This is a genomic window from Variovorax sp. H27-G14 (genome assembly GCF_046156345.1).
In the GTDB taxonomy this organism is placed as follows: domain Bacteria; phylum Pseudomonadota; class Gammaproteobacteria; order Burkholderiales; family Burkholderiaceae_C; genus Variovorax.
Map to the genome: position 1 here is coordinate 100,862 of NZ_JAYLVN010000005.1, position 25,872 is coordinate 126,733.

Genomic DNA, 25,872 nt, shown 5'->3' on the forward strand with positions numbered 1-25,872 from the left:
GTTGGCCGTTGTGGCTCTGGCGGCGCCTAGATGCCCTTGAACACCGGCTTGCGCTTGTGCATGAAGGCGGTGCGGCCTTCGGTGTAGTCCGCGCTCTCGAAGCAGCCGCGAATCAGCGACGTGCACAGCGCCATGTCGAGCTCGGTCGGCGGCTTGAGAATTTCGCGCGTGATCGCCTTGGCCGCGGCGATGGTCAGCGGCGCGTTGTCGGCCATGGCGCCCGTGTACTCGGCCAGCAGCGCGTCGAGCCCGGCGGCCGTGCCAACGCGCGAGATCAGGCCCAGCGCCTTGGCCTCGGCGGCGTCGATGCGCCGCGCCGTGAAGAACAAATCCTTGGCCACACCCGGGCCCACCAAGTCCACCAGGTTCTTCATGGCCGAGTAGCGGTAGCCCAGGCCCAGCCGCGCCGCGGGAATCGCGAACACCGCGTCGTCCGATGCGATGCGGATGTCGCAGGCAATGGCCACGTTCACGCCGCCGCCGATGCAGTAGCCGCGAATGCAGGCCAGCGTCGGCTTGGGGAAATCGGCAATGCCCGTCAGTGCGTCTTCGGCCATTGCCTCGTAGCGCGTCACGGCTTCGCGCGCGGCGCGCATGTCCTCGAACTGCGAAATGTCGGCGCCTGACACAAAGGCCTTCTCGCCCGCGCCCGAGAACACCACCAGGCGCACGCGGTCGTCGTCGCGCGCTTGCGCCAGCAGCGGCGGCACCGCCTCCCACATGTCGACCGACAGCGCGTTGTGCCGCGCCGGGTTGTTGAAGCGAATGTGCAGCGTGCTGGCGTCCAGCCAGGTCTGCACGCGCTCGGTGTGGGTCGCGTACCCGGTGTGTTGCGTGTGCTCAGCTTGGTCGGTGTTGTGCATCAGAAGACTCCGTTCGATTTCATGCGGGCCAGTTCGTCCGTGGCCAGGCCCAGTTCGCTCAGCACTTCTTCGGTGTGTTCGCCGCGGCGCGGCGCGGCGCGCGCAATGGTGCTGGGCGTGCGCTCCAGCTGCACCGGCTGGCCGACCAGGCGCTGCTCGCCCAGGCGCTGCGACACCACGTGCTTGACCATGCCCAGGTGCGCGATCTGCGGTTCCTCGAACACCTCGCGCATGTCGCTGATCAGGCCGCAGGCCACGCCGCCTTCGTTGAACTGCGCGATCCAGTGGGCGCGGTCATGCGCCGCCAGCCGCGCGTTGATCTGCGCGTTGAGCGCGTCGCGGTTCACCGAGCGCGAGGGCTTGTCGTGAAACTGCGGGTCGGCGATCCACTCCGGCGCGCCAAGAATGTTGCAGAAGCGCTCCCAGCTCTTGGAGCCGAACACCGCAATGTTCAGGTAGCCGTCGCGCGCCTTGTACACGCCGGTCGGAATGCTGGTGGGGTGGAAGTTGCCCGCCTGGGTGCCGACCTCGCCGTCGATCAGGTAGCGCGAGGTCTGAAAGTCCATCATGCTGACCATCGCCTCCAGCAGCGAGGTGTGCAGCCACTGGCCGCGGCCCGATGTCTCGCGCTCCAGCAGCGCCACCAGAATGCCCTGCGCCGCGAAGATGCCCGCGCACAGGTCGGCAATGGGAATGCCCACGCGCACCGGGCCGTCGCCTTGCAGGCCGGTCACCGACATCAGCCCGCCCATGCCCTGCGCAATCTGGTCGAAGCCGGGGCGGCTGGCCAGCGGGCCGGTCTGGCCGAAACCCGAGATGCTGGCGTACACCAGCCCGGGGTTGTCCGCGCTCAAGGCTTCGTAGTCGATGCCCAGGCGGTACTTCACGTCGGGGCGAAAGTTCTCCACCACCACGTCGGCGCGCGCAATCAGCCGCTTGAGCGTTGCAACGCCTTCGTCCTGCTTCAGGTTCAGCGTGATCGAGCGTTTGTTGCGGTGCGTGTACTGGTAGTCGGAGCCGTCCTGCCCGCCCAGCGTGTCGTCGCCGCGCATGTGCTCTGGCATCTGCACCTGAATGACGTCGGCGCCCCAGTCGGCCAGCTGGCGGCAGGCCGTGGGGCCGGCGCGAACCTGGGTCAGGTCGATCACGCGAAAGCGAGAAAGCGCGGAGGAAGCAGGGAGGTGGGGCATGGCAAACAAGATCTGATGAGGTCGCGAATTGTTCCCAGCCATGGCCTTAAGTGTCAACACTTTAGGTATTCGGGTAAACACTTTGACAGGAATTTCTCGCGATCCGTATACGATATTCCCGCTCTCCGAAGGACTTGACGATGATGCCCTGGCACCCCGAACCCACCGCCGACCTGCTCGGCACCTCGCGCGACCTGCCCCTGGCCAAGGTGGTGCGCGACGACATGCTGGGGATGATCCTGAGTGGCGAGCTGCGGCCCGGCCAGCGCATCAACGAGCCCGACATGGCCTTGCGCCTGGGCATCTCCAGGGTGCCGGTGCGCGAGGCGCTGCGCGAGCTCGAAAGCTCCGGCCTTGTGGTGGCGCGCAAGCACGCGGGCGTGTTCGTGCACGAACCCGACGCGCAGGAAGTGCGCGAGCTCTACGAAATGCGCGCCATGCTCGACGGCTTTGCCGGCGCCCGCGTGGCGCGCCTGCCGGAGGCGCCGCGCACCGCGCTGGCCGATGTGCTGGACGAGTCCATCCGGCACATGAAAGCGGCCTTCACCGCGCACGACGTGCAGTGCTACTACCGCGAGAACCTGCGCTTTCACTGGGCCATCGTGGAGGCCGCCGGCAACCGCGCCATGGCCGCCACCTACCGCGGCGTGGTGCAAAAGCTCCATCTGTCGCGCCTGAAGAACCTCTCGCAGGACACCGGCATGCGCAGCTCCATTGCCGAGCACGAAAAGATCGCCCGCGCGCTGCGCAAGGGCGACATGCGCCGCTGCGAAGACCTCATGGCACGCCACGTGAGCGACGCCTACCAGCGCCTGCGCAGCACAGACACCCCAAGCCAACAAGGAGACAGTCCATGCAACGCCGCACCTTCGCGCTAGCCTTTCCTGCCGCGCTTTCCGCCGCCCTGACAGGGGTTCACGGACTGGCGCACGCGCAGTCCTTTCCCAACAAGCCCATCCGCTACATCGTGCCCGTGGCCGCCGGCGGCGGCAGCGACATGGTGGGCCGCACCGTCACCGAGCGCTGGGGCCGGCTGCTCGCCCAGACCATCGTGGTCGACAACCAGGGCGGCGGTGGTGGCGTCATTGCCGCGCAGAACACGGTGCGCGCGCCGGCCGACGGCTACACGCTCATGCAGGGCTACGTGGCCACGCACGGCACCAGCCCGGCCACGCGCAAGCTGCCCTACGACCCCATCAAGGACTTCACGCCCATCGGCATGATCGGCGGCACGCCCAACGTGCTGGTGGTCAATGCCGATGTGCCGGCCAGCGACTTCAAACAGTTTCTCGCCTACCTGCGCGCCAACCCGGGCAAGCTCAGCTACGGCTCGGCCGGCCCGGGGTCGCTCACGCACCTGACCATGGAACTCTTCAAGGCCGAAGAAGACGTGCAGCTCACCCACGTTCCCTACCGCGGCATTGCCCCCGCCTTCAACGACCTCATGGGCGGGCAGACGCAGGCCATGTTCCCGGGCCTGGCCGCGGCCGTGCCGCACATCAAGTCGGGCCGCGTGCGGCCGCTGGCCGTGACCGGCAAGGCACGCCACCCGGCGCTGAAAGACACACCCACGCTGGAAGAACTCGGCCTGCACGGCTTCGACGCCATGCAGTGGTACGGCGTGGTGGGACCGGCGGGCATGCCGGCCGATGTGGTGAGGCAGCTCAACGACACGCTCAACACCGTGCTTACGGCGCCCGACCTGCGCGAGAAGCTTTCGGTGGAAGCCGTGGAGCCCATGCCCATGAGCGCCGCGCAGTTCGGCGAGTACATGCGCGCCGACATCGCGCGCTGGACCCGGCTGGCGCGCGACAGAAAGATCCAGCTCGACACCTGAGCGCGGCGCACCGTTTCTCTTCTTCGCTTTTTTTCAACCCGTCGTCACCGACGCACTCATTTCATTTTTTCCATGGCACGCAACACCCAGGTCCCCGCAGACCACAACGCCCCGCCCGTCACCCGCATCCTGGCCGAATACGTCGCCGGCCATCCTTCGCGCGGCTGGAGCGACGCGGTCGATCACGAAGCGCACCGCACCTTTCTGAACTGGCTGGGCTGCGCGGTGGGCGCGGCGCGGCACGAAGCGGCTGAGGCCGCGCTGGCCGCCGTGCAGGTGCTGCAACCGTCGGCGCAGGCCACCATCCTCGGGCGCGCGGAGAAGGTCGACATTGCCAGTGCCGCGCTGCTCAACGGCATCACCTCGCACACCTTCGACTTCGACGACACGCACCTGAAAACCATCATCCATCCGGCCGGCCCGGTGGCCTCCGCCGCACTGGCGCTGGCCGAACACACCGGCGCCAGCGGGCGCGCGGTGCTAGACGCGCTGGTGCTGGGCATCGACGTGGCATGCCGCCTGGGCAACACCGTGTACCCGGAGCACTACGACCGCGGCTGGCACATCACCGGCACCACCGGCATGTTCGGTGCCGCGGCGGCCTGCGCGCGGCTGCTTGGCCTGGACGCCGCGCGCACCGCCATGGCGCTGGGCATCGCGGCCTCGCAACCGGTGGGCCTGCGTGAGCAGTTCGGCACCATGACCAAGCCCTTCCACCCCGGCGGCGCGGCGCGTGCCGGCCTCATGGCGGCGCTGATGTCCAAGCACGGTTTCACCGCGAGCCCAAGGGCCATCGAGGCACCGCGCGGCTGGGCGCAGGTGGTGTCGACCAAGTTCGCATGGAACGAAGTGACCGACCAGCTCGGCGAGCGCTTCGAGATCTCTTTCAACAGCTACAAGCCCTTTGCCTGCGGCATCGTGATCCACCCGAGCATCGACGCCTGCGTGCAATTGCGCGAGCGCGGCGTGCAGGCCGAGCAGGTCGAGCGCATCGAGCTTAAGGTGCACTCGCTGGTGCTCGAGCTCACCGGCAAGAAGGAGCCGGCGGACGGCCTGCAAGGCAAGTTCAGCGTGTACCACGGCTGCGCTGTGGGCTTGCTGTTCGGCCGCGCCGCGGAAGAAGAGTTCGACGACGTCATCGTGAACCGCCCCGACGTCGTCGCGCTGCGCCGCAAGGTGGTGGCCACCGTGGACGACAGCATCGACGAAGCCAGCGCCGACGTGACGGCCGTGCTCACCGACGGCCGCCGCGAGCACGTGTTCGTCGAGCACGCCATCGGCTCGCTGCAGCGCCCCATGAGCGACGCCGACCTCGAACGCAAGTTCCACGGCCTGTCGGAAGGCATTCTGGGTGCACCGCGAGCCAAGGCGCTGCTGGCGGCCTGCTGGGGCCTTGGCCAGGCGGCCGACGTGCGCGCGCTCACCGAGCTCGCGCGCCCGTGAAGCACCGACCCACCATGCGCCGCCAAGCAACCGAAGAAGGAACACCCATGCAAGAGCCACTGACACGCCGCGCCTTCCACGTCTTCTGCGCTGCGGGCGCGCTCGCGCTCGGCGGCTGTGCTGCTTCCGCGCCCCGCGCCGGCATCGACGCCAAGGCCGCGGCAGGCGAACTCGCCTCCACCGGCAAGCTGCGCGCGGCCATCAACCTGGGCAACCCGATACTGGCCTCGCGCAGCGCGGGCGGCGAGCTGCAAGGCGTGTCTGTCGACCTGGTGCGCGAGGCGGCGCGGCGGCTTGGCGTGCCGCTGGAACTTGTGCCCTTCAATTCCGCCGGCACCGTTGTCGAAGCGGTCAAGGCGCGGCAGGTCGACTTGGCCTTCGTGGCCATCGACCCCGTGCGCGCGGCCGACATGGACTACACCGCGCCCTACGTGATCATCGAGGGCGCCTACCTGGTGCGCAACGCCTCGCCGCTACGGCGCAACGAAGACGTGGACCGTGCCGGCACCCGCGTGGTGGTGGGCCGCGGCAGCGCGTACGACCTGTTCCTGACGCGCGACATCAAGGCCGCCACGCTGGTGCGCGCGCCCACCTCGCCCGCGGTGACCGACATGCTCCTTGCGCAGAACCTGGACGTGGCCGCCGGCGTGCGCCAGCAGCTCGAGGCCGATGCCGCCCGCGTGGGCGGCGTGCGCATGCTGCCGGGGCGCTTCATGGTCATCGAACAGGCCATGGGCGTGCCCAAGGGCCGCACCGCCGCGCGGGCCTGGCTCAGCGGCTACATCGAGGAGATGAAGGCCTCCGGCTTCGTGGCCCAGGCTCTGGCGCGCCACCGCATCGAGGGCGCCGCCGTGGCGCCCGCACGCGCCTGAAAACTCCACCCTGCTTTCCCTCCCGCTTCCACCCCGCTTTTTCACCACGCTGAAGAGGAGTTCCATGAAACGCCTGACATCGCATGCCGCCTGCGCCGCTGCCCGGGTTGCCCTCGCCGCATTCACCGCGACCGTCGCCCTGGCGACCCCCGCCTTCGCCCAGACCGTGAAGGTCACCTCGCTCGGCGGCATCGACGGCGAATTCTGTCCGCAGGACCGCGCGCTGGTCTTCGAGGACCCGAACGGCACGCGCATCCTGTACGACCCGGGCCGCACCGTGGCCGGCGCGGGCGACCCGCGACTGGGCAAGATCGACATCATTCTGGTGAGCCACATGCACGGCGACCACGTCGGCAACGCGCACAACAAGGCGCCCAACTCGGGCAGCTGCGAGAGCCCCGACATGTCGGTGTCGGCGCTGCCGAACACCAGCGCGGTGGAAATCGCGCTGGCCAAGAAATCGAAGATCGTCACGGGCAGCGAGATGCCGCCCTTCTTCGCGGCCAAGCTGAAGGCCAATGGCGGCAACCCGGCCGATTCGGTTCTGGCGCGCTTCGGCGGCAGCGTGACGCTGGGCGGCGTGCGCATTGCCACCGTGCTGGCGCTGCACAGCAACGGCGTGGACCCCGACTTCATCGGCGGCGAACTGGGCAAGGCCATGAAAGACGCAGGCATTGCCGGCGACGTGGGCACCGCCACCGGCTACGTGCTGCGCTTCAGCAACGGCCTGGTGGCCTATCTGTCGGGCGACACCGGCATCGTGGCCGACCAGGAGCGCGTGGTGCACGACTACTACAAGGCCAGCCTGGCGGTAATGAACATGGGCGACGGCTTTACCACCGGGCCGGCCGAGGCGGCCTACGTCATCAACGAACTGGTGAAGCCCGCGTCGGTGATCGCATCGCATGCGAACGAGGTCGGCACGGTCAACGGCAAGGTGCGCCCGGGCAGCAAGACGGAAGCTTTTGTGAAGGCTTCGAAAGTGCCGGTGCATGTGCCGCTGTCGGGTGTGACCATGGCGTTCGATGCGAATGGAAAGTGCACGGCCGGTTGCTGAAGCGCAAGTGGGCGCGATGTGCGACGCACTTGCCTGCTATCCCTTTGCTACGCCTTGCTACCCCTTCAGCTCCATCCCAATCTGCCGCCGCATCTCATCCGCCAGCGGGTGCAGCACCTGCGCCTCGTTCGCGCCCACCACGCCGTAGCCCAGCCCCTGGTCGGCCCAGGCGAAGCCCGCGCGCGGGCCGTCGATCTTCTTCATCACCGGCGTGTTCTGGTCGACCGCCATCGGCCGCACCATCAGCGCCAGCCGCGTGCCCTGGGCGTCGTCGTACATGAAGAGCCCGGCCGGGCCGTGCTCGGTCATCACCAGGCGCCCGCCCATGAAGCGGTAGCCCGAGGGCGCGAGGTCGGGTATCGCCACCTTGCGCCCCAGGCGCGACGACACCCAGCCGACCAGCTCCGCGCGCTGCGACGGCCCCATTTCCACGGGCCGCGCGTTGTCCGACGCGTACACGTCGTAGCTGCGCGCCGCTTCGCGGCCCAGCGCTGAAATGCCCGCGTCGGTGCTGCCCGGCGTGCCGCGCAGCGACCAGCCCGCGCCGGCGCCCAAGCCCAGCGAGAGCACCACCGCCGCCGCCATGCCCCAGGGCCAGCGGCGCTGCAGCGCGCGCCGCGCCTGTTGCGGATGCCGTTCATGCTGTTCTTGACGCTCGTGCTCGGCCACCATGCGCGCCAGGTTCAACCCGGGCGGCAGGGGCTCGTCGGCAATGGGTGACAGCGCGGCGCGCAGTTCGCTCCGGTGCTGCGCATGGGCCTCGACCTCGCGCGCGGCTTCCGGGTGTTCAAGCAGATAGTCGCTCACCTCGCGGCGGCGCTGCGCACTGAGCGCCTCGTCGACGTAAGCATGCAGGTCCTCTTCGAGGATGGGACGTCCGCCGGGCGCATCGCCGTTCATTTCAGTCTCCGAATGTGAGGGTGGGGCGATGGTTGCGACGGTTGTGCTGAAGGCGCTTCGGCCGCGGGCATCGCATCGACGCCGTCGAGCATGCGGTGCAGCCGCTGGCGCGCACGGGCCAGGCGCGACATCACGGTGCCCACCGGAATGCCCAGCGCCGTGGCGGCCTGCGCATAGGACAGGTCTTCGACCGCGACCAGCAGCAGCACCGCGCGCTGGTCCTCGGGCAGGCCGTCGAGCGCGCGCATCAGCTCATGGTGGCGCACGCGGTGCTCCTGCGGCGCGGGCGTGCTGAACGCGGCCTCGTCGGCCTCGTTGAGGTCGTCCATGGCCAGGTGCAGGCCACGGCGCGACTGCTGGCGCATGCGCTGCACGGCCAGGTTGTGCAGGATCGCGAACACCCACGAGCGCGTGTCTTGCGCATCGCGCCGCTGCGCCCAACCGGCGATCACGCGCTCCAGGCAGTCCTGCACCAGCTCGTCGGCCAGCTCGCGGTCCCGCAGCAAGGCGCGCGCATAGCGCCGCAATGCGGGAATCATCGGCTCGACGAGCAGGATCAGGTCGCTCATGAACGCACGGTGCCGTCAATCGCGCAAAAGCGCAATGCCTTCAAAGGGCCTGCACCTGTTCCTGTTCCTGAACCTGCACCGGTGCCGCCGGCTTGCCACCAGCCTGCGGCGCAATCACCAGGTAACGCCGCGCCGCACCCGCCGCGCCGTCCTTCACCTGCTGGCGAATCGGCCCGATCGCGTTCACGATCGCGGCGCCCGCCGGGTTGGTCATGAAGTTGGCGAGCGGCTGCAGCGTGCCGCTGCCGTCCGGCTTGTACGCCAGCGCCAGCACGTAGGGCTGTTTGGGTTCCAGCCCAGTCGCGGAAGCCTGCAACACCTGCAGCAGCCCCTGGTCGAACAGCGAGACGCTGGTGGGCGCGTTGGCCGTGGCCGCGCTTGCGCTCTTGCGCGCAGCCACCGGCACCAGCGTGAGGTGCGCGACCTGGCCGGCCAGCCCTGGCGGCTGCAGGCCCTGCAGGCCATCGCCTGCATCCGCCGACACCGCGTTGGGCACATAGGCGATGGCCTGCGGCGCCTGGCCCACCGGCACGTTCGCGACCACGGTGTTCGTCGCGGTGTCGATGGCGGCCAGCGCATCGGCGTTCTCCAGCCCCACGTACACGCGCTTGCCATCACCCGAAGGCCACACGCCGTGCGGCAGCTTGCCCACCGGAATGGTGGCCACCTGCGAGAAGTCGTCTGTGCGAAACACCTTCACCACGTTGAGCCCGCCGATGGTCACGTAGGCAAAGCTGCCCTTGGCCGTGGTCGCAAAGTTGACGTGGTTGGTGATAGGGCCGGTGTCGAAGGACTTGATGACGGCGAAGGGCGGCTTTGCATCGAACACCATCGTGCGGCCGATGTCCTTCAGCGTCATCCACACCTGCTTGCCGTCTGGCGTGGCGGCAATGTTGGGGCAGAAGGGGCTGTCTTGCTTTACGCGGCCGACGATCTGCTTGCTGGCCGTGTCGATCACCACCGTCTCGGGGTTGAACGACGAGCACACGTAGCCGTACTTGCCGTCGGGCGAAAAAATCTGCATGCCGGGGCCGTTGGGCGTGGTGATGCGGGTCTTTTCTTCGAAGGTGGCCGCGTCGAGTACCGACACATAGTTTTCTCCGCGCACCGTGACCCACACCTCCTTGCCGTCAGGCGTGAAGAAGGCCTCGTGCGGCGAGCGGCCCACGTAGGTGGTGTGCTTCACCGCGTTGGTGGCGGTGTCGATGAAGCTCACCGAGTTGGAGCCGATCGACACGATGGCCAGCGTGCGGTGGTCGGGTGAAAAGCCCATGCCGTGCACCAGCACCTGGCCGCGGTACAGCGGGCTGAAGTTGCCGGGCGCGGGGTCGCCCAGGCGAATCACGCCCAGCAGCTTGTTGTCGATGGGGTCGGTCACCGACACGGTGTTGGAGAACTGCTCCGCCGTGTACACGCGGTCGCGGTGGCTCATGGCAATGTCGGCATCGGCGGCCGCCAGCGGTGCCTGGCCGGCCAGCGCGCCGGTGGCGGTGGTGGCCATTGCAATGACCAGTGAAGTGGCCAATGCAACGGCCATGGGAGCGGCGGTGCGCCAATGGCGAAGGTGGGGGAGGGCGTGCTGCTTCATGGAGTGGTGCTCTTTGGTGGGGTGAATGCGGTGGCGGTGTTCAAAGGCGCCCGGCCTGCGTGGGCGCCGGTGCCGAGGGCGGAAGCGGCTGGCCGAGCGCCAGGCGCATTGCGGCAATTTCCTGCTGCTGCTCGACGATGATTTCTTGCGCGATGCGCCGCAGCTGCTCGTTGTCGCCGTGCCGCAGCTCGGCCTGCGCCATGTCGATGGCGCCCTGGTGGTGCGCAATCATCATGTCGGCGAAATCGCGGTCCACGCTGCCGGACGGCTTGATGCTCATGCCCGCCATCATTCGGGCCATGGCCGCGTCGTTCTCGGCGGCAAAGCCGGCCTGCGCGGGGTCGCCGGAGGTGCAGACGTCCATGAAGCGCGCAATGGCGCTCGCCGCCGCAGCGGCCCTGGTGTCGGGCGGCGCGTGCAGTGCGGCAAAGGCGGCGGCTGCGCAGGCGAATGCTGCCGCGCCCAGGGCCCATGCGGCGGGGCGTGGCCGCCAGCGTGAAAACTTCATCTGCATCGGGTGTCCTCAACGGCGTGGAAGAGGCCGTTGCAGACGTAGACGCCGCAGGGCGCGGCTTATTCCGTTGCGATGAAGATTTATTTTTGGCGTTGCGCCGGCTCGGCCGGTTTCAGGCAGGTCCGGGTACGAATGCGAGGTCGAACTGCAGCGCGCTCGTGCCGAGGCACGTCAGCGCAATGCCATCTTGCGTGGCACACACGTTGAACCCGTGCGCTGCGTGCACGTGGTTCCCCGCGCCTTGCGCGACCAGTCGGCCGTCGTGCATGAGCGTCCAGTCACCGTGCGCAGACAGACGGCCGATCTCCACGTCGAAGCCGCCCTTGCTCGCCGCACAGCGGCGCAGGGTGAAGTGCAGGCAGTGGGTGCTTTGCTCGACATGCGCGCGCAACACATCGACGCCGTCGTCCACCCGCGTCAGCGCCGGCTCGCGGTGGCGCGACGCCGGCCACGGCTCGTTGTAGAGCCGCCAGAGCCCGTCCGGCACGTTCAGGCTTGCATAGCCGAGCAGCACGTTGCCGGTCATGGGCTCCACCAGCGTGCGGTGGCCGTCCGCGTCCTGTTGCACGTCGTTGCGCGGGTAGTGAAAGCCGCCGTCGCGCCAGCTCGGCGACATGAAGCGGTCGGCATGCTGCATCAGACCGTTCAGCACCGGGGCGTCGCCCATCTCCGAGGCCCAGGTGGCGGCCCAGCCGAAGTCGGAGTCGTCGTTGACGACCGTCTGCCCCATCACCTGAGGGCGCTCCGCGCTGCGCACGGACATCGTGCCGTCGGGCCCGTGCATCAGCCAGTCGGCAATCTGGGCCGGATAGTGGGCGTGCACGAAGTCGCGGTTCCACATGTTCATGAGCGTGCCGCACCATGCATCGACCCACGGCGCGTTGCCCGCGTTGTCGCGCACGGCGTGCGTGTCCTGCGACAGCATCATGTTGTAGTGGCCGTTGGCACCAAGGCGGCCGAACTGCGCCCACGCCTTCTGGTAGCCCTGCGTCACCTCCTCGGCCACCGCGCCGCCGGTCACGAGATCGTGCATGCGAAAGCCCAGAATGGCCGGCTGGTTGCAGATCTGGAACACACAGTTCGGCTCGCACGCCACGCCCAGGTAGCCGCTTTCCACCATCTGCCAGTAGATGTGTTCGTTGAGGCTGGTCTGGTCGTATTCGAAGCGCCGTTCCTTGCCGCCCCAGAAGAACGACCAGTACTTGAACGTGAGCGCACCCGGCGCGGCGTAGCGGTCGTCGTCGAACAGGTAGTGGTAGAGCAGCGCCATCGACTGCACATAGGCGCTGTACATGATGTTGTCGCGCCCCACCGGGTTCCAGTCTTCTGTGTAGCCCGCGGACAGGTGCATGTTGAACACACTGCCGCCGCGCCCCACGCGCGCCCAGTACATCCACACCTCGGGCAGCAGCATCTTTTCCAGCAGGCGCTCGAACACCGGCTTGAACACGCCCGGCGCCGCCGGCAGCCGGTGGCGGTGCGCGAGCGCCAGCGCGTAGGCCATGTACGCCATCTGAAAACGGTAGCCGCCGAAGTCGTCCTGGCCGGTGCCCCGACCCTGCATGAAAGACCAGTCGTTGACCGGCTGGCGCGACAGGTTCGCAAAATGCCGCAGGTGGCCGGCCTGGCGGTCGTTCAGAGTCAATTCGTCACGCGACATGGGGCGCGCGCTCCAGGTGGGTACGCAAGCGCTCGGCCACGTTCGAAGCGTCGAGCGACTCTGCAAAGCGGTCCTCGTAGCGGCCGCCCGGCGCCATCAGGTAGGCGAGGGCGGTGTGGGGCACGACGTACCCGTCAGGTGCCGCGCTGTCGGCGACCGGCTGCGCGAACACGCGAAACGATTTCTTTGCGGCATCCACCTGTGGCGCAGAGCCGGTCAAGCCAAGAAAGCCTCCGGTGTAGCGCAACAGATAGCGCCGCAGCACCTCGGGCGTGTCGCGTTGCGGGTCCACCGAGATGTAGAGCGGCTGCACGCGTTCGGCCAGCGGCCCCAGCATGTTCAGCGCGGCACTGAGCTTGGCGAGCTCGCGCGGGCACACGATCGCGCAGTGCGAGAAGCCGAAGAAAACCAGCAGGTGCCTGGTGCCGAAGCTGCGCTCGTTCACGGTGCTGCCGAAGTGGTCGACAAGCTCGAACCGGCCATTCACCGGCGCGGGTGGTGTTGCCGTTTGCGCCATGTTCGCGCCCGCGCAACAGCAGGGCGGAGTGAAGCTGGCAAAGGTTTCAAACATGAGTGCGTTTTTAATTGAACGCGATCAATAAAGGCAAGTGTTTTCCCGCAGGCACCTATACTTTTGCTTTCTTTCACCCTGATCGCATCGATGTCATTCCGCAAGCCGAGCAGCGAGGTCCAGAGCCGCGCACGCACTCCAGAAGACAAGGCGAAGGTCAAGGCCGCGTTCATTGCCGCGGGGCGGCGCCTGGTCGCCGAAGAAGGGCTGGCTGCCGTTTCGCTGCGCCGCGTGGCGACCCTGGCCGGCTATGCGCCAGGTGCGATCTACCAGTACTTTCGCGACCAGCAAGACCTGTTCCTGCAGATTCGCGGTGAAGACATGCAGGCGGCTACGCAGCTGTTCAGGCGCGTTGTGGCTCGCACCGCAGACCCGGCGGAGCGAGTCAAGAAACTGTTCATCGGCACGGCGCACTACTGGCTGTCGCACATGGACGACTTCCTCATCATCTTTCCCGCGCCGGGTGCGCGCGTGGCGTCAGACGGCTTTGCCAAGTCGCAGGCGGTGCGCGACATCCTGGCGCTGTACTACGAGACGGTCGATGCGCTGTTCGACACGCTCGCGCAACCGCCGCTTTCGTCGCGCGTGGCCGCCGACATGCTGCTGGCGGCCGTGCACGGCACGGTGCTGTTTCCGCAGATGACGCCCGGCATGCCGTGGACGAAGACGCGCACCATGGTCAGGTTGCTGGTGACGGCCATGGTCGATCAATGGGTGGCGCAGGGGCAGGGCGCCAGGCGCAAGACTGCCGCGCGCAAGGCGTCATAGGTCGAGCACCAGCGTGGGCGTGTGCGCCCCCGAGCAGCAGATCATCATGCGATCGTTCGCGCGCTTCTCCTGGTCGGAAAGCACCATGTCGCGGTGATCCGGCGTGCCGCGCAGCACCCGCGTCTCGCATGAACCGCAAACCCCTTCCATGCACGCGTAGGGCGCATCGACGCCTTCGGCCAGCAGCGCGTCAAGGATGGTGCGACCCTTTGGCACGCACACCACGCGGCCGCTGCGGGCCAGTTCCACGCGGAAGGCGCCTCGCGTAGCAGGTGCCTGCTTTGCTATGAAGTACTCGGCGTGCACCCGCTCGCGCGGCAGACCGGCGGTGGCTGTTTCAAAGGCTGCGAGCATGGGCGCGGGGCCGCAGCAGTACAGGTGCGAGCCCGCGTGCGCGCTGGCCACGATCGCGTTCAGGTCCAGCACCCGCCCACCGGTTTCGTTGTCGAAGTTGAAGTGAATGCGGCCAGGCTCGCGCGAGTCCAGCGCGCACAGCTCGTCGAGCCAGGCGGCGCTGCGGCGATCTCGACAGCCATAAAAAAGCACCCATGGCTGCCCCAGCGCCTCGAGCCGGCCGATCATGGCGCGCAACGGCGTGATGCCGATGCCGCCCGCAATCAGCACGCTGCAGGGCGCATCCTCGCGCAGCGCGAAGTTGTTGCGCGGCACGCCGATGCGCAAGGTCTGGCCCACACACAATTGCTCGTGCACGAAGACCGAGCCGCCACGGCTCGCGGGACTGCGCTGCACACCCATCACATAGCGGTGTGTTTCGTAGGGCGGGTTTGCCAGCGAATAGCTGCGCGTCATGCCGTTCGACAGATGCAGATCGACGTGTGCGCCGGCCGAAAAAGGCGGCAAGGCCTGCCCCGGCAGCGACCTGAGCTCATACGAATGCACGCCCTCGGCCTCGAGGCGAACCGCATGCAGCCGAACGTCGAGCGTGGTCATGGGCCCGATGCGCCCGATGTGGCCGGTGCCCCGAGACCGCCCAGGCAGACGTACTTCACGACCAGGTATTCCTCGATGCCGTGGTACGACCCTTCACGCCCGATGCCGGACTGCTTCACGCCACCGAAGGGTGCCACGGCGGTCGAAATCAGGCCGCTGTTGACGCCGACCATGCCAACCTCCAGTGCATCGATGGTCTGCCAGATGCGTGCATGGTCGCGGCTGTAGACATACGCGCCCAGCCCAAACTCCAGGCTGTTGGCCTGCGCGATGGCGTCCGCGTCCTGCGTGAACCGAAAGAGTGGCGCGATGGGGCCGAAGGTTTCTTCCTGCGCCAGCAGCATCGATGCGTCGGCCTCTGCCAGCACGGTCGGCTCGTAGTAGCTGCCGCCCAAGGCGTGCGGCCTGCCGCCCACCACCACGCGTGCCCCGCGCGCAAGCGCATCCGCCATGTGGCGTTCGACCTTGGCCAGCGCCTCGGCGTCGATCAAAGGCCCGATCTGCGAGCCCGGCACCGTGCCTTCGGCCACCTTGAGCGCGGCCACGGCCGTGGCGAGTTTGTCTGCGAAGCGGTCGTAGACGGCGGCGTGCACATAGACCCGGTTGGCCGCAATGCAGGCCTGGCCCGCGTTGCGGAACTTCGCGACCATGAGGCCGTCGACGGCCGCGTCGAGGTCGGCGTCTTCGAAAACGATGAACGGCGCGTTGCCACCGAGCTCCAGCGACAGCTTCTTCAGCGTGCCGGAAGACTGGCGCATGAGCAAACGGCCCACCTCGGTCGACCCTGTGAAGCTGAGCTTGCGAACCACGGGGCTGGAGGTGAGCGCACCACCGATCGCCACGGGGTCGCCAGTCACCACGTTCAGCACACCAGCCGGCACGCCTGCGCGCACCGCCAGCTCCATGAGTGCGAACGCGCAAAGCGGCGTCTGCTCGGCCGGCTTCAGCACCATGGTGCAGCCGGCTGCAAGCGCTGCCGCAGCCTTGCGCGTGACCATCGCGTAAGGAAAATTCCAGGGCGTGATGGCCGCGCACACGCCCACGGGCTCCTTCAGCGCCACTATGCAGCGGTCCGCCGAGGGGCCGGGAATCACGTCGCCATACACCCGGCGTGCCTCTTCGGCGTACCACTCGATGAACGACGCCGCATAGACCACCTCGGCGCGTGCGTCGTCCAGCGGCTTGCCCTGCTCGGCGGTGAGGATGCGCGCCAGGTCTTCGGCGTGTTCCAGCATCAAGTCGCTCCAGCGCCGCAGCACACGCGCTCTGGCTTCGGCAGGCAGCGCCTTCCACGAGGGCAGCGCGGCACGGGCGGCCTCGACGGCCTGCGCCGCTTCCGCGGCGCCCATGTGCGGCACCGCGGCCAGCAGCGCGCCGCTGGCAGGGTCGGTCACGTCGAAGGTCGCGGCGTCGTGCGCGTCCAGCCAGTGGCCGCCGATGTGGGCCTGCGTCTTCAGCAGCCGCGGGTCGGCGAGTTTCAGGCGTGCGCAGGTGCTTGTCAGCATGGGCGTGTTCATTCCAGTTCAATCTTGAATTGCTTGATGAGCCCGTCCCACTTCGCGTAGTCGCTGCGCAGCAGCTTTGCGAAGTCGGCCGGGGAGGTTCCGCTGGGTTCGATCTCCAGCTCGCGCATGCGCTGCACGATGTCGGGTTGTGCCAGCACGGTGCGCGTGTCGGCGGCAATGCGTTCGGCCACTGCAGCGGGCGTGTTTTTCGGCAAGAAGAAGCCGTACCAGCCCACGAGGTCGTAACCTTTCATGCCCGCTTCGGACAGCGTGGGCACCTGCTGCATGGAGGCCAGGCGGTGCGGGCCGGTCACCGCGAGGATGCGCAGCGTCTGGTCCTTCTGCCGGACCGCGGCGGTGGCCGACGACACAAAGGCGACGCTCACGCGGCCAGAGATGAGGTCGATGAGCATCGGCCCTTCGCCGCGGTAGGCCACGTGCGGCATCTGCACCCCCATGTTCTGCTTGAGCAGCTCGCCGAAGATGTGCCCCGTGGAGCCGATGCCGAACGACCCGAAGCTCACGTCGCCCGCGTGCGCCTTGAGCCCGGCCGCCAGCGCGCTCACCGAGGTGTAGGGGCTGGCCGGGCCCACGGCCAGGCCCATCGGCTGGGTGCCGAGCTGCGTCACGGGTACCAGGTCCTTGAACGGGTCGTAGGGCAGCTTGCGGTAAAGGCTTGCGTTCTGGATGAAGCCGGTGAGGTGCAGAAGGATGGTGTGCCCGTCGGGCTCGGCGCGCATCACGGCCTGCGTCGCGATGATGCCGTTGGCGCCGGTGCGGTTGTCCACCACCACCGGCTGTCCCCAGATGCGCGAAAGCTTCTCGGCCACGGGTCGAATCAGTGCGTCGGCGGAGCCGCCTGCGGGGTAGGGCACGACGATGGTCACGGCCTTGCGTGGGAATGCCGAAGGCTGTGCCTGTGCTGCGGGCTGGCCCTGGGCCGTGTGTGCGAGCGTGCACAGGGCGGCCAACAAGGTGATGGCCGTGATGGCGGTGCGTCGATGGGTCATGGGGTTGTCTCTGTTTGCTTGTGTTTTCTGCGAGCCCGCGGGGCTCAGGACGGCTGTTCGGCGTCGGCCATCTTCCGCAGCATGCGTCGCGTGGCGAGCGGTGCGTGGTCCACCGCGATGTCCACCATCGGTGCACCGGGGCCGTCGGCGCGCACGTTGCGCCACTGGTTCTCCATGAGCACCTTGTCTTCGTGCAGCGTGACCAGGAAGGCGTCGGCCAGGCGCTCGGTGATGTTGGCGTCGTCCAGCGCAAAGTCGCGGTACATGGTGGAGAACTTCAGGTGCGTGCCTTCGGTCTCCGGGGTGCAAGGGCCGACCACCCGTATGTTGCGCACCTGCGCCGGATCGGTGTTGCCCACGGGCTGCGAGCTGATATCGAGCTGGATGTTGGCGCCGGGCCAGAAGCGGATGGTCTGCGTGCGCTTGACCATGTCCCAGCCAAACAGCCGCTTGAACACCGGCGCGGCATCGGTGCGCTCCCACTCGCGGTGCACTTCCACACCGTGGGCCTGTACGGTGGTACGCGGCCTGGTTTCGGCCACGTCCTGCGTGCCGACCGTCTGCTGGTGCGCATAGCTCACATGCGACAGGTCCATCACGTTTTCCAGGTTGTAGGTGTAGGGCGCCTCCACGCGCAGTGCATCGCTGCGGCGGCCCACATAGGCCGGCGAGTTGCATACGGCCGAGAAGTCGGGCACCGGCGTTTGCGCGGCAAGGCTCTTCTCGCCCATCCAGATCCAGAGGAACCCGTCGCGCTCGACCAGCGGGTAGCCCTTGATGCAGGCCTTCGGCGGAATGCGCTCCTGGTTGGGGATGCGCACGCACTGGCCGGTGCCGTCGAACTCCAGGCCGTGGTAGCCGCACTGCACATGGTCACCCACGCGCTTGCCCAGATGCAAAGACACACGCCGGTGGCTGCAGCGGTTCTCTATGGCGGCGGCGCTGCCGTCTTCGCGGCGAAACAGCAGCACGGGGTCGTTCAGCAGAGTGCGCGGGAATAGCGCCTGTGTCACTTCGTGCGCCATGGCGGCTACGTACCAGCAGTTGCGGGGAAACATCGTTCGATCTCCTTCGTGGGGCAGGGAATGAAAAACGAATGTAGGTTCGGACCCTTCCGAGGTGCATCACATACGTGATGGATGGCTAGGGGTTAGCACGAGGCCGCGGCACCGCTGTGCGCGGCACAGTGGAGTGCCCCAGCGCACCCCCGACCATGAACGCCAAGTCTTCCTCCGCCGTCACCCGCGTCGCTGCCGGCACGGAGCCATCCGCCGTCAAGTCCGCACGCCGCACGCTCGAGGTGCTCGAGTTCTTCGCCGCGCGGCACAGCGCGGCCACGGTGTCGGAGGTGGCCGAGGCGCTCGACTACCCGCAGTCGAGCACGTCGATGCTGCTGCGAACGCTCGAATCACTCGGTTATCTGATGCAGGAAGGCGGCAGCCGCCGCTACCGACCGACCTTGCGCGTGATGCTGCTGGGAACCTGGATGCACGACGAGCTGTTCGGGCAGGCCAGCCTGTTCTCGAACATGGCGCAGTTGCGCCTGCGCACCGGCCAGGCCGTGCTGGTCGGGCTGCGCCAAGGCATTCACGTTCGCTTCATTCTTTCGCTGCCCAGCGTCAAGGCCAACGCGCTGCGCTACCCCGTGGGCGTGATGCGGCCGGTGTGTCTTTCAGCGGCCGGAAAAATGCTGCTCACCCGTGAGAGCGACCGTGAAGTCCAGCGCATTGCACGTCGCGCCAATGCACAAGCCGCAACACCGCAGGAGCGCGTGGACGTGAGCGCGTTGCTCAACGAAGTTCGCGAGAGCCGGGAGCGTGGGTGGGCCGAGAGCGTGAACTACCCGCAGCGCGGCTTCGCGAACCTGTCGACCCTGTTGCCGGCCATCGCGGGCCAGCCGCACATGGGCATCACACTCGGCATGCGGCTGGAGGTGCTAGAGGCACGCCGCGCGACCTTGCTCGACGCGCTCGAGTCGGCGGTACGCATGCTTGTGCCAGATTGAAGGCAGCTCCGTCGGCCAGGGCCGCCAGACGGCCTGGAAAGCCGGGGCCGAGTGACCGATGCATTTCCGTCCGGTGTTTTCACTGCGGCATCTCCGCGTTCGCATCCCGCCGGTTCACCTCATAGAACACCTTGCGCAGCCACCGGTTGGCCGGGTCGCTGTGCAGCCGGCGGTGCCAGTATTGCTGCACCTGAATCTGCGGCGGGCGAAACGGCAGCTCTATTCTTTTCAGCGGCACATGCCGCCCCACCACCGTGGCAATGTCCTCGGGCACCGTCGCTATCAGGTCGCTGCCCGGCAGCAGCGCCAGCAGGCTCATGAAGTGCGACAGCTCCATCGTCACGTGGCGCTGCCATCCCTTGGCCTCTATCAGGCGGTCGATGTGGTGCTCGCGCCCGTCGGGCCGCACCACCACGTGGCGCGCGGACAGGTACTGCTTGAGCGTCATGCGCGCGCCGGCGGCGCTGTTGCGTGCGCATGCAATGCACGCATAAGAGGTCTTGAACAGCGCCTGCTGAAAGTAGCCGGCCTTGTGCAGGTCGGGAAAGAAGCCGGCCGCCAGGTCGGCCTCGCCCGCCTCCAGCGCCTGCGCCGCCGCAAGCCGCGGCTTGGCCAGCGCGCGCAGCGTCACGTGCGGCGCCTCCTGCCGCAGCCGCCGCAGCACGCCCGGCAAGAAAGCGACCTCGCCGATGTCGGGCGTGAGGAGGGTGAAGCCACGCTGCGCCTGGGCCGGCTCGAACCCGGCCGGCTGAAGAATGTCCGACTGAATCATCTGCACCACCCGCTGCACGGCGGGTGCGAGTTCCTGCGCGCGCGGCGTGGACTCCATCTGCGCGCCGGCACGCACGAACAGCGGGTCGTCGAACACCGTGCGCAGCCGCGCCAGCGCGGCGCTGGTGGCGGGCTGGCTCAGGCCCACGGCCTCGGCGGTGCGGCTCACGCTGCGGTGCTGCGCCATCGCTTCGAAGATGACGAGCAGGTTCAGGTCGATCGATCGAATATCCATACCGTGGATTCTATGTATGCGTTTTATCTACTTACCGGATTCGACCCGTGCTCCTAGCATGGCCGCTGACCGCTTGCGCAAAGCGCGTCGCACGACTTTTTTGAGGGCGGTCCACGCCCCGCCGACAGGAGACAAAGAAATGAAACGCAGAGACCTCGCCCGCGCCGCCTTGCTGCTTCCGGCCTTGCCCATGATGTCGGTGGCCACCCGCGCCCTGGCGCAGGGCGGCGCATGGCCGCAACGCCCCGTCAAGTTCATCCTCTCGCAGCCGGCGGCCTCTGGCCCCGACATCCTGGCGCGCTTCGTCGGCGAGCAGCTCGCGAAGAAGTGGAACCAGCCGCTGATCGTGGACAACCGCCCCGGCGGCCAGAACGTGATTGGTGCGCTGGCCGCCGCGCGCGCACCGGCGGACGGCTACACCTTCTATTACGCGACCACCGCGGCCATGGTCACCAACGTGTTCACCTTCAAGCAGCTGCCCTACGACCCGGCCAAAGACTTCGTGCCGATTCGCCTGGTCGGGCGCAGCCCCTTCATGCTCGCGGCCGGCGCCAGCTTTCCGGGCAAGGACCTGGGCGACGTGCTGGCCCGCGCCAAGGCGCAGCCCGGGCAGATCTCCATTGCCACCGAAGGCCCGAAGACCTTCTCCGGCATGCTGGCCGACAGCGTCGCCCACATGGCTGGAGTGAAGCTCAACCACGTGCCCTACACCAAGGCGACAGACGCCATGCAGGACGTGATTGGCGGGCGCGTCGACCTGGTGTGCCTGCCCGATGCGGCGCTCACCGCCTATTTGAAAGGCGGGCAGATCGTGCCGCTCGCGGTGAGCACGGCCCAGCGCTCTTCCGAGATGCCGAACGTGCCCGCACTGTCCGAGCGTTTTCCGGGCTTCGAATACACCGGCTGGAACGGCCTTTTCGCACCTGCGGGCACGCCGGCGGACGTGGTCGCGCGCTTCAACGCCGACCTGGAATCGGTGCTCCGCCAGCCCGAGGTGGTGCAGCGCCTGCTCACGCTGGGCTCGCTGGCCGAGCCGCGCCAGTCGGTGCCGGAGTTCGAGGCCTTCATGCGCGCGGAACGCGAGCGCTGGGGCAAGGTGGTGCAGGCGCTGGGCATCGTGGCCGAGTAGGGCGGGGTAAGAAATGGCGTCGCTCATGTCTTGCACCTGTGGCATCGACGTGCATGCGCACGTCGTCCCGGAGAACTTTCCCGCGTACATCGGCCGCACGATGCCCGCCGACTGGCCGTCGATGGCGCCCGCGCAACCCTGCCACCGCCACGTGATGATCTCGGGCAAGGTGTACCGCACCGTGTCCGACAAGTGCTGGGACACGGCCCGCCGCCTGGAGGACCTGCCCGGCATGGGCCTGGCGCTGCAGGTGGTCTCGCCCATGCCGGAGCTGCTGTCGTACTGGATGGCACCGGCCGACGCGCAACAGCTGCTGCGCTACCTCAACGACCAGATTGCGGCCATGGTGGCCGACAGCGGCGGGCGCCTCGCGGGGCTGGGCGCGGTGCCGCTGCAAGACACCGACCTGGCCATTCGCGAACTCGAATACGTGGTGAAGACGCTGGGCTTCGCTGGTGTGGAGGTGGGCAGCAACATCAACGGCGTGCCCATCGGCGCGCCGGCCTTCGACCCCTTCTTCGAGGCCTGCGAGGCGCTGGGTGCCGCGGTGTTCGTGCATGCGATTCGCCCTGCCGGCATGGAGCGGCTGGTGGGCCCGGCGCCGCTGCAGCAGGTGCTCGGTTACCCGGGCGACGTGGGCCTGGCCGCGGCCTCGGTCATCACCACCAACCTGCTGGTGCGACGGCCCGGGCTGCGCATCGCGTTCAGCCATGGTGGCGGCACGCTGGCCTCTTTGCTGCCCAGGTTGCAGCAAGGCTGGGGCGTGTTCCCGGCGCTGCGCGACAGCATTCACGAATCGCCACAGGCCCAGGCACAGCGCCTGTTCTACGACACGCTGGTGTTCGACACGCCGATGCTGCGCCACCTGGTCGCCACCTTCGGCGGCACGCAGTTGCTCATCGGCACCGACCACCCCTTCAACTTTCATGACCGCACGCCGGTCGAGCGCATCGAGGCCGCGGGCTTCGACGCCGACACCACCGCGCAACTGGTCCACCGCAATGCCGAGCGCTTTCTCGGCCTGAAAGGCCCCACCCCATGAGCTCTGCCTGGATCGCGGGCCTGCGCAGCGTGGCATTGAACATGCCCGACCTCGCGCAGGCCGAAAGCTTCTACACGCAGGTGTGGAACCTGGACGTGGCCGAGCGCCGCGACGGCGCCGTCTACCTGCGCGGCAGCGGCAGCGACGCCTACCTGCTCGCACTGCACCAGGGCGGGCCTGTGCCGCAGATCCGCCATGTGACCCTGCGCGCGCACAGCGCCGATGCGCTTGCCGCGGTGGCCGACGCGGCAGTCGCAGCCGGCGCCACTGTGATCGCGCCGATCTTGCCGCTGGCCGACGACCCTGCAGGCGGCCATGGCCTCACGTTCAAGGACCCGCACGGCCGCGTCTTCCAGGTGGTGCACGGCGACCTGCAACGCGCCGAGGCCGCCGAGCTGCAAGACCGCCCGCTGCGCCTCACGCACGTGGTGCTCAACAGCCACGCGGTCGACGACACACAGGCCTTCCTGGCCCGCGCGCTCGGCTTCACGCTGGCTGATCGCACCGTGGCCATCGCCTTCATGAACTGCAACCACGACCACCACACGCTGGCCGTGGGCATCAGCGACAACGACGCGCTCAACCACATCGCCTTCCTGATGCCGGACTTCGAGTCCGTCATGCGCGGCGGTGGCCGCATGAAGGACGCGGGCTTTGCTATTCAGTGGGGGCCCGGGCGCCACGGGCCGGGCAACAACCTCTTCAACTACTTCATCGATCCCTTCGGCGTGGTCATCGAGTACACGGCCGAGGTGGAGCAGGTCGATGCGCACTACCAGCCGCGCGGCCCCGAAGACTGGAAGTGGCCGCCCGGGCGCGTCGACCAGTGGGGCATTTCTCCCCCACCCGGCCCCGGCCTGAAAGAGGCGCAGCGCCGCGTGCTGTTCGCGCCCGATTGACCCCTCCGCAAATTCCCTGAAAGAAGCACCGCATGAAATTCACCACCTACCTGCGCGACGGCGCACCGCGCCTGGCCGTCGTCGACGGCCGCAACCTCATCGACCTGAACGACGCACAACCGAAGGTGCCCGCAGACCTGCGCGCCGCACTCGAGACCGGCACCGACCTGCACGCCGCCGCGCGTGCGGCACTGGACGACAGCACCGCCAAACGCATCGCATGGTCCAGCGTGCAGCTCGCACCGCTCGTGCCCGAGCCCGGCAAGACCGTGTGCCTGGGCCTGAACTACTTCGACCACGCCAAGGAAGGCGGCCGCGAGAAGCCCGACTACCCGTGGTTCTTCTTTCGCGGCGCCTCTTCATTGATTGCGCATGGCGACGACGGCGTCGTGCCTTTGGTTTCCACCAAGTTCGACTACGAGGCCGAGCTGGCCGTGGTCATCGGGCGCAAGGTGCCGCGCCACACGCAGCAGGCCGACGCGCTGCAGTACGTGTTCGGCTACAGCTGCTTCAACGACATGAGCGTGCGCGACTACCAGAAGCGCACGCCGCAATGGACCATCGGCAAGAACTTCGACGGCACCGGTGCCTTCGGTCCGCTGCTGGTGACGGCCGACGAGCTGCCGCCCGGCGCGGCGGGCCTGAAGATCCAGGGCCGCCTGAACGGCCAGGTGATGCAGAGCGCGAACACCAGCGACATGATCTTCAACGTGGCCGAAACCATTGCGCTGCTGGCCGAGGTGCTCACGCTGGCGCCGGGCGACGTGATCGTCATGGGCACGCCCGCCGGCGTGGGCCAGGCGCGCACGCCGCCGGTGTGGATGAAGGCCGGCGACACCTACGAGGTGGAGATAGAGCGCATCGGCACGCTGGCCAACGCGATCGTGAACGAGGCACGATGAGCGAGCCGGTCTACGACGTTGCCATCGTCGGCTACGGCCCCGCGGGCCAGGTCGCGGCCGGCCTGCTGGGGCAGCAGGGCCTTCGCGTGCACGTGAGCGAGCGGCTGCACGACGTGCACCAGATTCCGCGCGCCATCTCGCTCGACCACGAAATCATGCGGGTGTTTCAGCAGCTGGGCGTGGCGCAGGCGATAGAGCCTTTCTGCGAGCCCTTCACGCCCTCGGAGTACTTTGGCGTGGACGGCCAACTGGTGCGCCGCATGACCATGGTGGCGCCGCCGTATCCGCAGGGCCACGTGCCGTCGATGGTGTTCACGCAGCCACCGGTGGAGCACGCGCTGCGCGCCCGCGTGGCACAGCTGCCGAACGTGACGGTCGAGCTGGGCGCCGAACTGCACGGCGTGGCGCAGGACGCGCAAGGCGTCTCGCTGAGCATCACGGACGCCAGCGGCGCCGCGAAGCAGGTGCGCGCGCGCTATGCCATCGCCTGCGACGGCGGCGCCAGCACCGTGCGCACGCAGCTCGGCATGCCGCTGGAAGACCTCGACTTCGACGAGCCCTGGTTGGTGGTCGACGTGCGCGTGAACGAGCGCGGGCTGGCCAAGCTGCCCAAGGTGAGCGTGCAGTACTGCGAGCCCGAGCGCCCCTGCACCCTGGTGATAGGGCCCGGCAACCACCGGCGCTGGGAAATCTCGCTCAACCCCGGCGAAGACCCGGCCGAGGCGGCCACGCCGCAGCGCACCTGGGCGCTGCTCTCGCGCTGGCTCACGCCGCAAGACGGCGAGCTGTGGCGCCAGTCGAGCTACCGCTTTCATGCGCTGGTGGCCACGGACTGGCGCAAGGGGCGCGTGTTTCTGGCGGGCGACGCGGCCCACATGCAGCCGCCGTTTCTGGGCCAGGGCATGTGCCAGGGCGTGCGCGACGTGGCCAACCTGTCCTGGAAGCTGGGCGCGGTGCTGCGCGGCGACGTGGCCGGGCCGGCCGCGCAGGCGCTGCTGGACAGCTACGGCGCAGAGCGCAAGGCGCATGTGCGCGAGCTCACGAGCCGCATCAAGGGCGTGGGCGCGGTGATCTGCGAACGCGACCCGGCCAAGGCCCGCGCGCGAGACGCCAAGCTGCTGGCCGATGCGGGCGGGCAGGTGAAAGACACGCCGCGCCAGGACATCCTGCCGGGCCTCACGACGGGGTTGCTCAGCCACCAGGCGCATGCGGCGCGCGGCGCGCTCTTTCCGCAGCCGTGGCTCGCGGTGCAGGGCGAGCGCCGCCGCATGGACGACGTGGCCGGCCACGGCTGGCGGCTGGTGCGGGCCGAGGGCGCGCAACGGCCGCAGGGCTTCGACGACGGCGCACTGCCCGGCTTGCGCACCGTCGATCTGGGGACCGAGCGCGAGGCCGAAGGCGTGGCCGCCGGCTGGTTCGCGCGCCATGCCTGCACCCATGCACTGGTGCGGCCTGACAACTACGTCCACGGCGTGGCGGCGTCGGCTGAAGACGCCATGGCGTTGGTGCGGGAAGCCGCCGCCGCGCTGGGCCTGCTGGCGGACCAGCCGGCGTAGCGGGTCAAGCGCTTCAAGCGCTTCAAAGGATTCAC

Annotated in this window: 25 protein-coding genes; 12 read left to right on the forward strand and 13 right to left on the reverse strand. The window is 68.2% G+C overall.

What is annotated here, in order from left to right:
- Positions 1-26 precede the first annotated feature (26 nt).
- Positions 27-863 (reverse strand): enoyl-CoA hydratase, encoded by an 837-nt coding sequence (locus VLK31_RS15735; protein WP_409169346.1) that lies wholly within the window; start codon positions 861-863, stop codon positions 27-29.
- A complete protein-coding gene (locus tag VLK31_RS15740) occupies positions 863-2,053 on the reverse strand; it encodes a CaiB/BaiF CoA transferase family protein (RefSeq protein ID WP_409169347.1) in 1,191 nt (396 codons plus the stop codon). The genes VLK31_RS15735 and VLK31_RS15740 overlap by 1 nt, the downstream gene beginning before the upstream one ends.
- A 140-nt stretch (positions 2,054-2,193) precedes the next feature.
- Here VLK31_RS15740 and VLK31_RS15745 point away from each other — a divergent pair, with 140 nt between their 5' ends.
- The 5 genes from VLK31_RS15745 to VLK31_RS15765 all read left to right on the forward strand — a co-directional run bounded on the left by VLK31_RS15745 (position 2,194) and on the right by VLK31_RS15765 (position 7,262).
- Entirely contained in the window at positions 2,194-2,931 is a 738-nt protein-coding gene (locus VLK31_RS15745; RefSeq protein WP_409169348.1) for a GntR family transcriptional regulator, read from the forward strand.
- Positions 2,907-3,890 (forward strand): Bug family tripartite tricarboxylate transporter substrate binding protein, encoded by a 984-nt coding sequence (locus VLK31_RS15750; protein WP_409169349.1) that lies wholly within the window; start codon positions 2,907-2,909, stop codon positions 3,888-3,890. The genes VLK31_RS15745 and VLK31_RS15750 overlap by 25 nt, the downstream gene beginning before the upstream one ends.
- A 72-nt stretch (positions 3,891-3,962) precedes the next feature.
- The gene (locus VLK31_RS15755) at positions 3,963-5,333 is read left to right on the forward strand and encodes an MmgE/PrpD family protein (protein WP_409169350.1); all 1,371 of its coding nucleotides are present in this window, start codon (positions 3,963-3,965) and stop codon (positions 5,331-5,333) included.
- Positions 5,334-5,380: 47 nt separating this feature from the next.
- Positions 5,381-6,205: an ABC transporter substrate-binding protein gene (locus VLK31_RS15760; RefSeq protein WP_409169351.1), complete on the forward strand. Its 825-nt coding sequence runs from the start codon at positions 5,381-5,383 to the stop codon at positions 6,203-6,205.
- Positions 6,206-6,269: 64 nt separating this feature from the next.
- Positions 6,270-7,262: an MBL fold metallo-hydrolase gene (locus VLK31_RS15765; protein ID WP_409169352.1), complete on the forward strand. Its 993-nt coding sequence runs from the start codon at positions 6,270-6,272 to the stop codon at positions 7,260-7,262.
- Between the two features lie 57 nt (positions 7,263-7,319).
- On the opposite strand, the gene VLK31_RS15770 is transcribed toward VLK31_RS15765, so the two are convergent.
- The 6 genes from VLK31_RS15770 to VLK31_RS15795 all read right to left on the reverse strand — a co-directional run bounded on the left by VLK31_RS15770 (position 7,320) and on the right by VLK31_RS15795 (position 13,010).
- Positions 7,320-8,162: an anti-sigma factor family protein gene (locus VLK31_RS15770; RefSeq protein WP_409169353.1), complete on the reverse strand. Its 843-nt coding sequence runs from the start codon at positions 8,160-8,162 to the stop codon at positions 7,320-7,322.
- On the reverse strand, positions 8,159-8,731 hold the full coding sequence (locus VLK31_RS15775) for an RNA polymerase sigma factor (RefSeq protein WP_409169354.1): 573 nt from the start codon (positions 8,729-8,731) through the stop codon (positions 8,159-8,161). Before VLK31_RS15775 ends, VLK31_RS15770 begins: the two co-directional genes overlap by 4 nt.
- Positions 8,732-8,771: 40 nt before the next feature.
- Positions 8,772-10,268, reverse strand: coding sequence for a YncE family protein (locus VLK31_RS15780; RefSeq protein WP_409169516.1), 1,497 nt, complete (start codon positions 10,266-10,268; stop codon positions 8,772-8,774).
- A gap of 91 nt (positions 10,269-10,359) precedes the next feature.
- The gene (locus VLK31_RS15785; protein WP_409169355.1) at positions 10,360-10,833 is read right to left on the reverse strand and encodes a DUF305 domain-containing protein; all 474 of its coding nucleotides are present in this window, start codon (positions 10,831-10,833) and stop codon (positions 10,360-10,362) included.
- Positions 10,834-10,945: 112 nt separating this feature from the next.
- Positions 10,946-12,493, reverse strand: a complete 1,548-nt coding sequence (locus VLK31_RS15790; RefSeq protein ID WP_409169356.1) for a hypothetical protein — start codon at positions 12,491-12,493, stop codon at positions 10,946-10,948.
- Positions 12,483-13,010 (reverse strand): SCO family protein, encoded by a 528-nt coding sequence (locus VLK31_RS15795; protein ID WP_409169357.1) that lies wholly within the window; start codon positions 13,008-13,010, stop codon positions 12,483-12,485. The genes VLK31_RS15790 and VLK31_RS15795 overlap by 11 nt, the downstream gene beginning before the upstream one ends.
- A 144-nt stretch (positions 13,011-13,154) precedes the next feature.
- On the opposite strand from VLK31_RS15795, the gene VLK31_RS15800 reads away from it, so the two are divergent.
- Positions 13,155-13,832, forward strand: coding sequence for a TetR/AcrR family transcriptional regulator (locus VLK31_RS15800; RefSeq protein WP_409169358.1), 678 nt, complete (start codon positions 13,155-13,157; stop codon positions 13,830-13,832).
- Here VLK31_RS15800 and VLK31_RS15805 read toward each other — a convergent pair.
- From VLK31_RS15805 to VLK31_RS15820, 4 genes are read right to left on the reverse strand one after another with little or no spacing between them, the layout of a single operon-like run.
- Entirely contained in the window at positions 13,827-14,783 is a 957-nt protein-coding gene (locus tag VLK31_RS15805; protein ID WP_409169359.1) for a PDR/VanB family oxidoreductase, read from the reverse strand. The genes VLK31_RS15800 and VLK31_RS15805 overlap by 6 nt on opposite strands.
- Positions 14,780-16,288, reverse strand: a complete 1,509-nt coding sequence (locus VLK31_RS15810) for an NAD-dependent succinate-semialdehyde dehydrogenase (RefSeq protein ID WP_409169360.1) — start codon at positions 16,286-16,288, stop codon at positions 14,780-14,782. The genes VLK31_RS15805 and VLK31_RS15810 overlap by 4 nt, the downstream gene beginning before the upstream one ends.
- Positions 16,289-16,296: 8 nt before the next feature.
- Positions 16,297-17,298 carry a Bug family tripartite tricarboxylate transporter substrate binding protein gene (locus VLK31_RS15815; protein ID WP_409169361.1) on the reverse strand — a complete coding sequence of 334 codons (1,002 nt, stop codon included), beginning with the start codon at positions 17,296-17,298 and terminating at the stop codon, positions 16,297-16,299.
- A gap of 44 nt (positions 17,299-17,342) precedes the next feature.
- Positions 17,343-18,356, reverse strand: coding sequence for a Rieske 2Fe-2S domain-containing protein (locus VLK31_RS15820; RefSeq protein WP_409169362.1), 1,014 nt, complete (start codon positions 18,354-18,356; stop codon positions 17,343-17,345).
- Between the two features lie 155 nt (positions 18,357-18,511).
- On the opposite strand from VLK31_RS15820, the gene VLK31_RS15825 reads away from it, so the two are divergent.
- Entirely contained in the window at positions 18,512-19,303 is a 792-nt protein-coding gene (locus VLK31_RS15825; RefSeq protein ID WP_409169363.1) for an IclR family transcriptional regulator, read from the forward strand.
- 79 nt (positions 19,304-19,382) lie between these two features.
- On the opposite strand, the gene VLK31_RS15830 is transcribed toward VLK31_RS15825, so the two are convergent.
- The gene (locus VLK31_RS15830) at positions 19,383-20,309 is read right to left on the reverse strand and encodes a LysR family transcriptional regulator (RefSeq protein WP_409169364.1); all 927 of its coding nucleotides are present in this window, start codon (positions 20,307-20,309) and stop codon (positions 19,383-19,385) included.
- A 139-nt stretch (positions 20,310-20,448) separates the two neighbouring features.
- Between VLK31_RS15830 and VLK31_RS15835 the strand changes: the two genes are divergently transcribed.
- From VLK31_RS15835 to VLK31_RS15855, 5 genes are read left to right on the forward strand one after another with little or no spacing between them, the layout of a single operon-like run.
- Positions 20,449-21,438, forward strand: coding sequence for a Bug family tripartite tricarboxylate transporter substrate binding protein (locus tag VLK31_RS15835; RefSeq protein ID WP_409169365.1), 990 nt, complete (start codon positions 20,449-20,451; stop codon positions 21,436-21,438).
- Positions 21,439-21,463: 25 nt separating this feature from the next.
- Positions 21,464-22,480 (forward strand): amidohydrolase family protein, encoded by a 1,017-nt coding sequence (locus VLK31_RS15840; protein ID WP_409169366.1) that lies wholly within the window; start codon positions 21,464-21,466, stop codon positions 22,478-22,480.
- On the forward strand, positions 22,477-23,379 hold the full coding sequence (locus tag VLK31_RS15845; RefSeq protein WP_409169367.1) for a VOC family protein: 903 nt from the start codon (positions 22,477-22,479) through the stop codon (positions 23,377-23,379). The genes VLK31_RS15840 and VLK31_RS15845 overlap by 4 nt, the downstream gene beginning before the upstream one ends.
- A gap of 32 nt (positions 23,380-23,411) precedes the next feature.
- Positions 23,412-24,281, forward strand: coding sequence for a fumarylacetoacetate hydrolase family protein (locus VLK31_RS15850; protein WP_409169368.1), 870 nt, complete (start codon positions 23,412-23,414; stop codon positions 24,279-24,281).
- Positions 24,278-25,837, forward strand: coding sequence for a bifunctional 3-(3-hydroxy-phenyl)propionate/3-hydroxycinnamic acid hydroxylase (locus VLK31_RS15855; RefSeq protein ID WP_409169369.1), 1,560 nt, complete (start codon positions 24,278-24,280; stop codon positions 25,835-25,837). Before VLK31_RS15850 ends, VLK31_RS15855 begins: the two co-directional genes overlap by 4 nt.
- Positions 25,838-25,872: the final 35 nt, after the last annotated feature.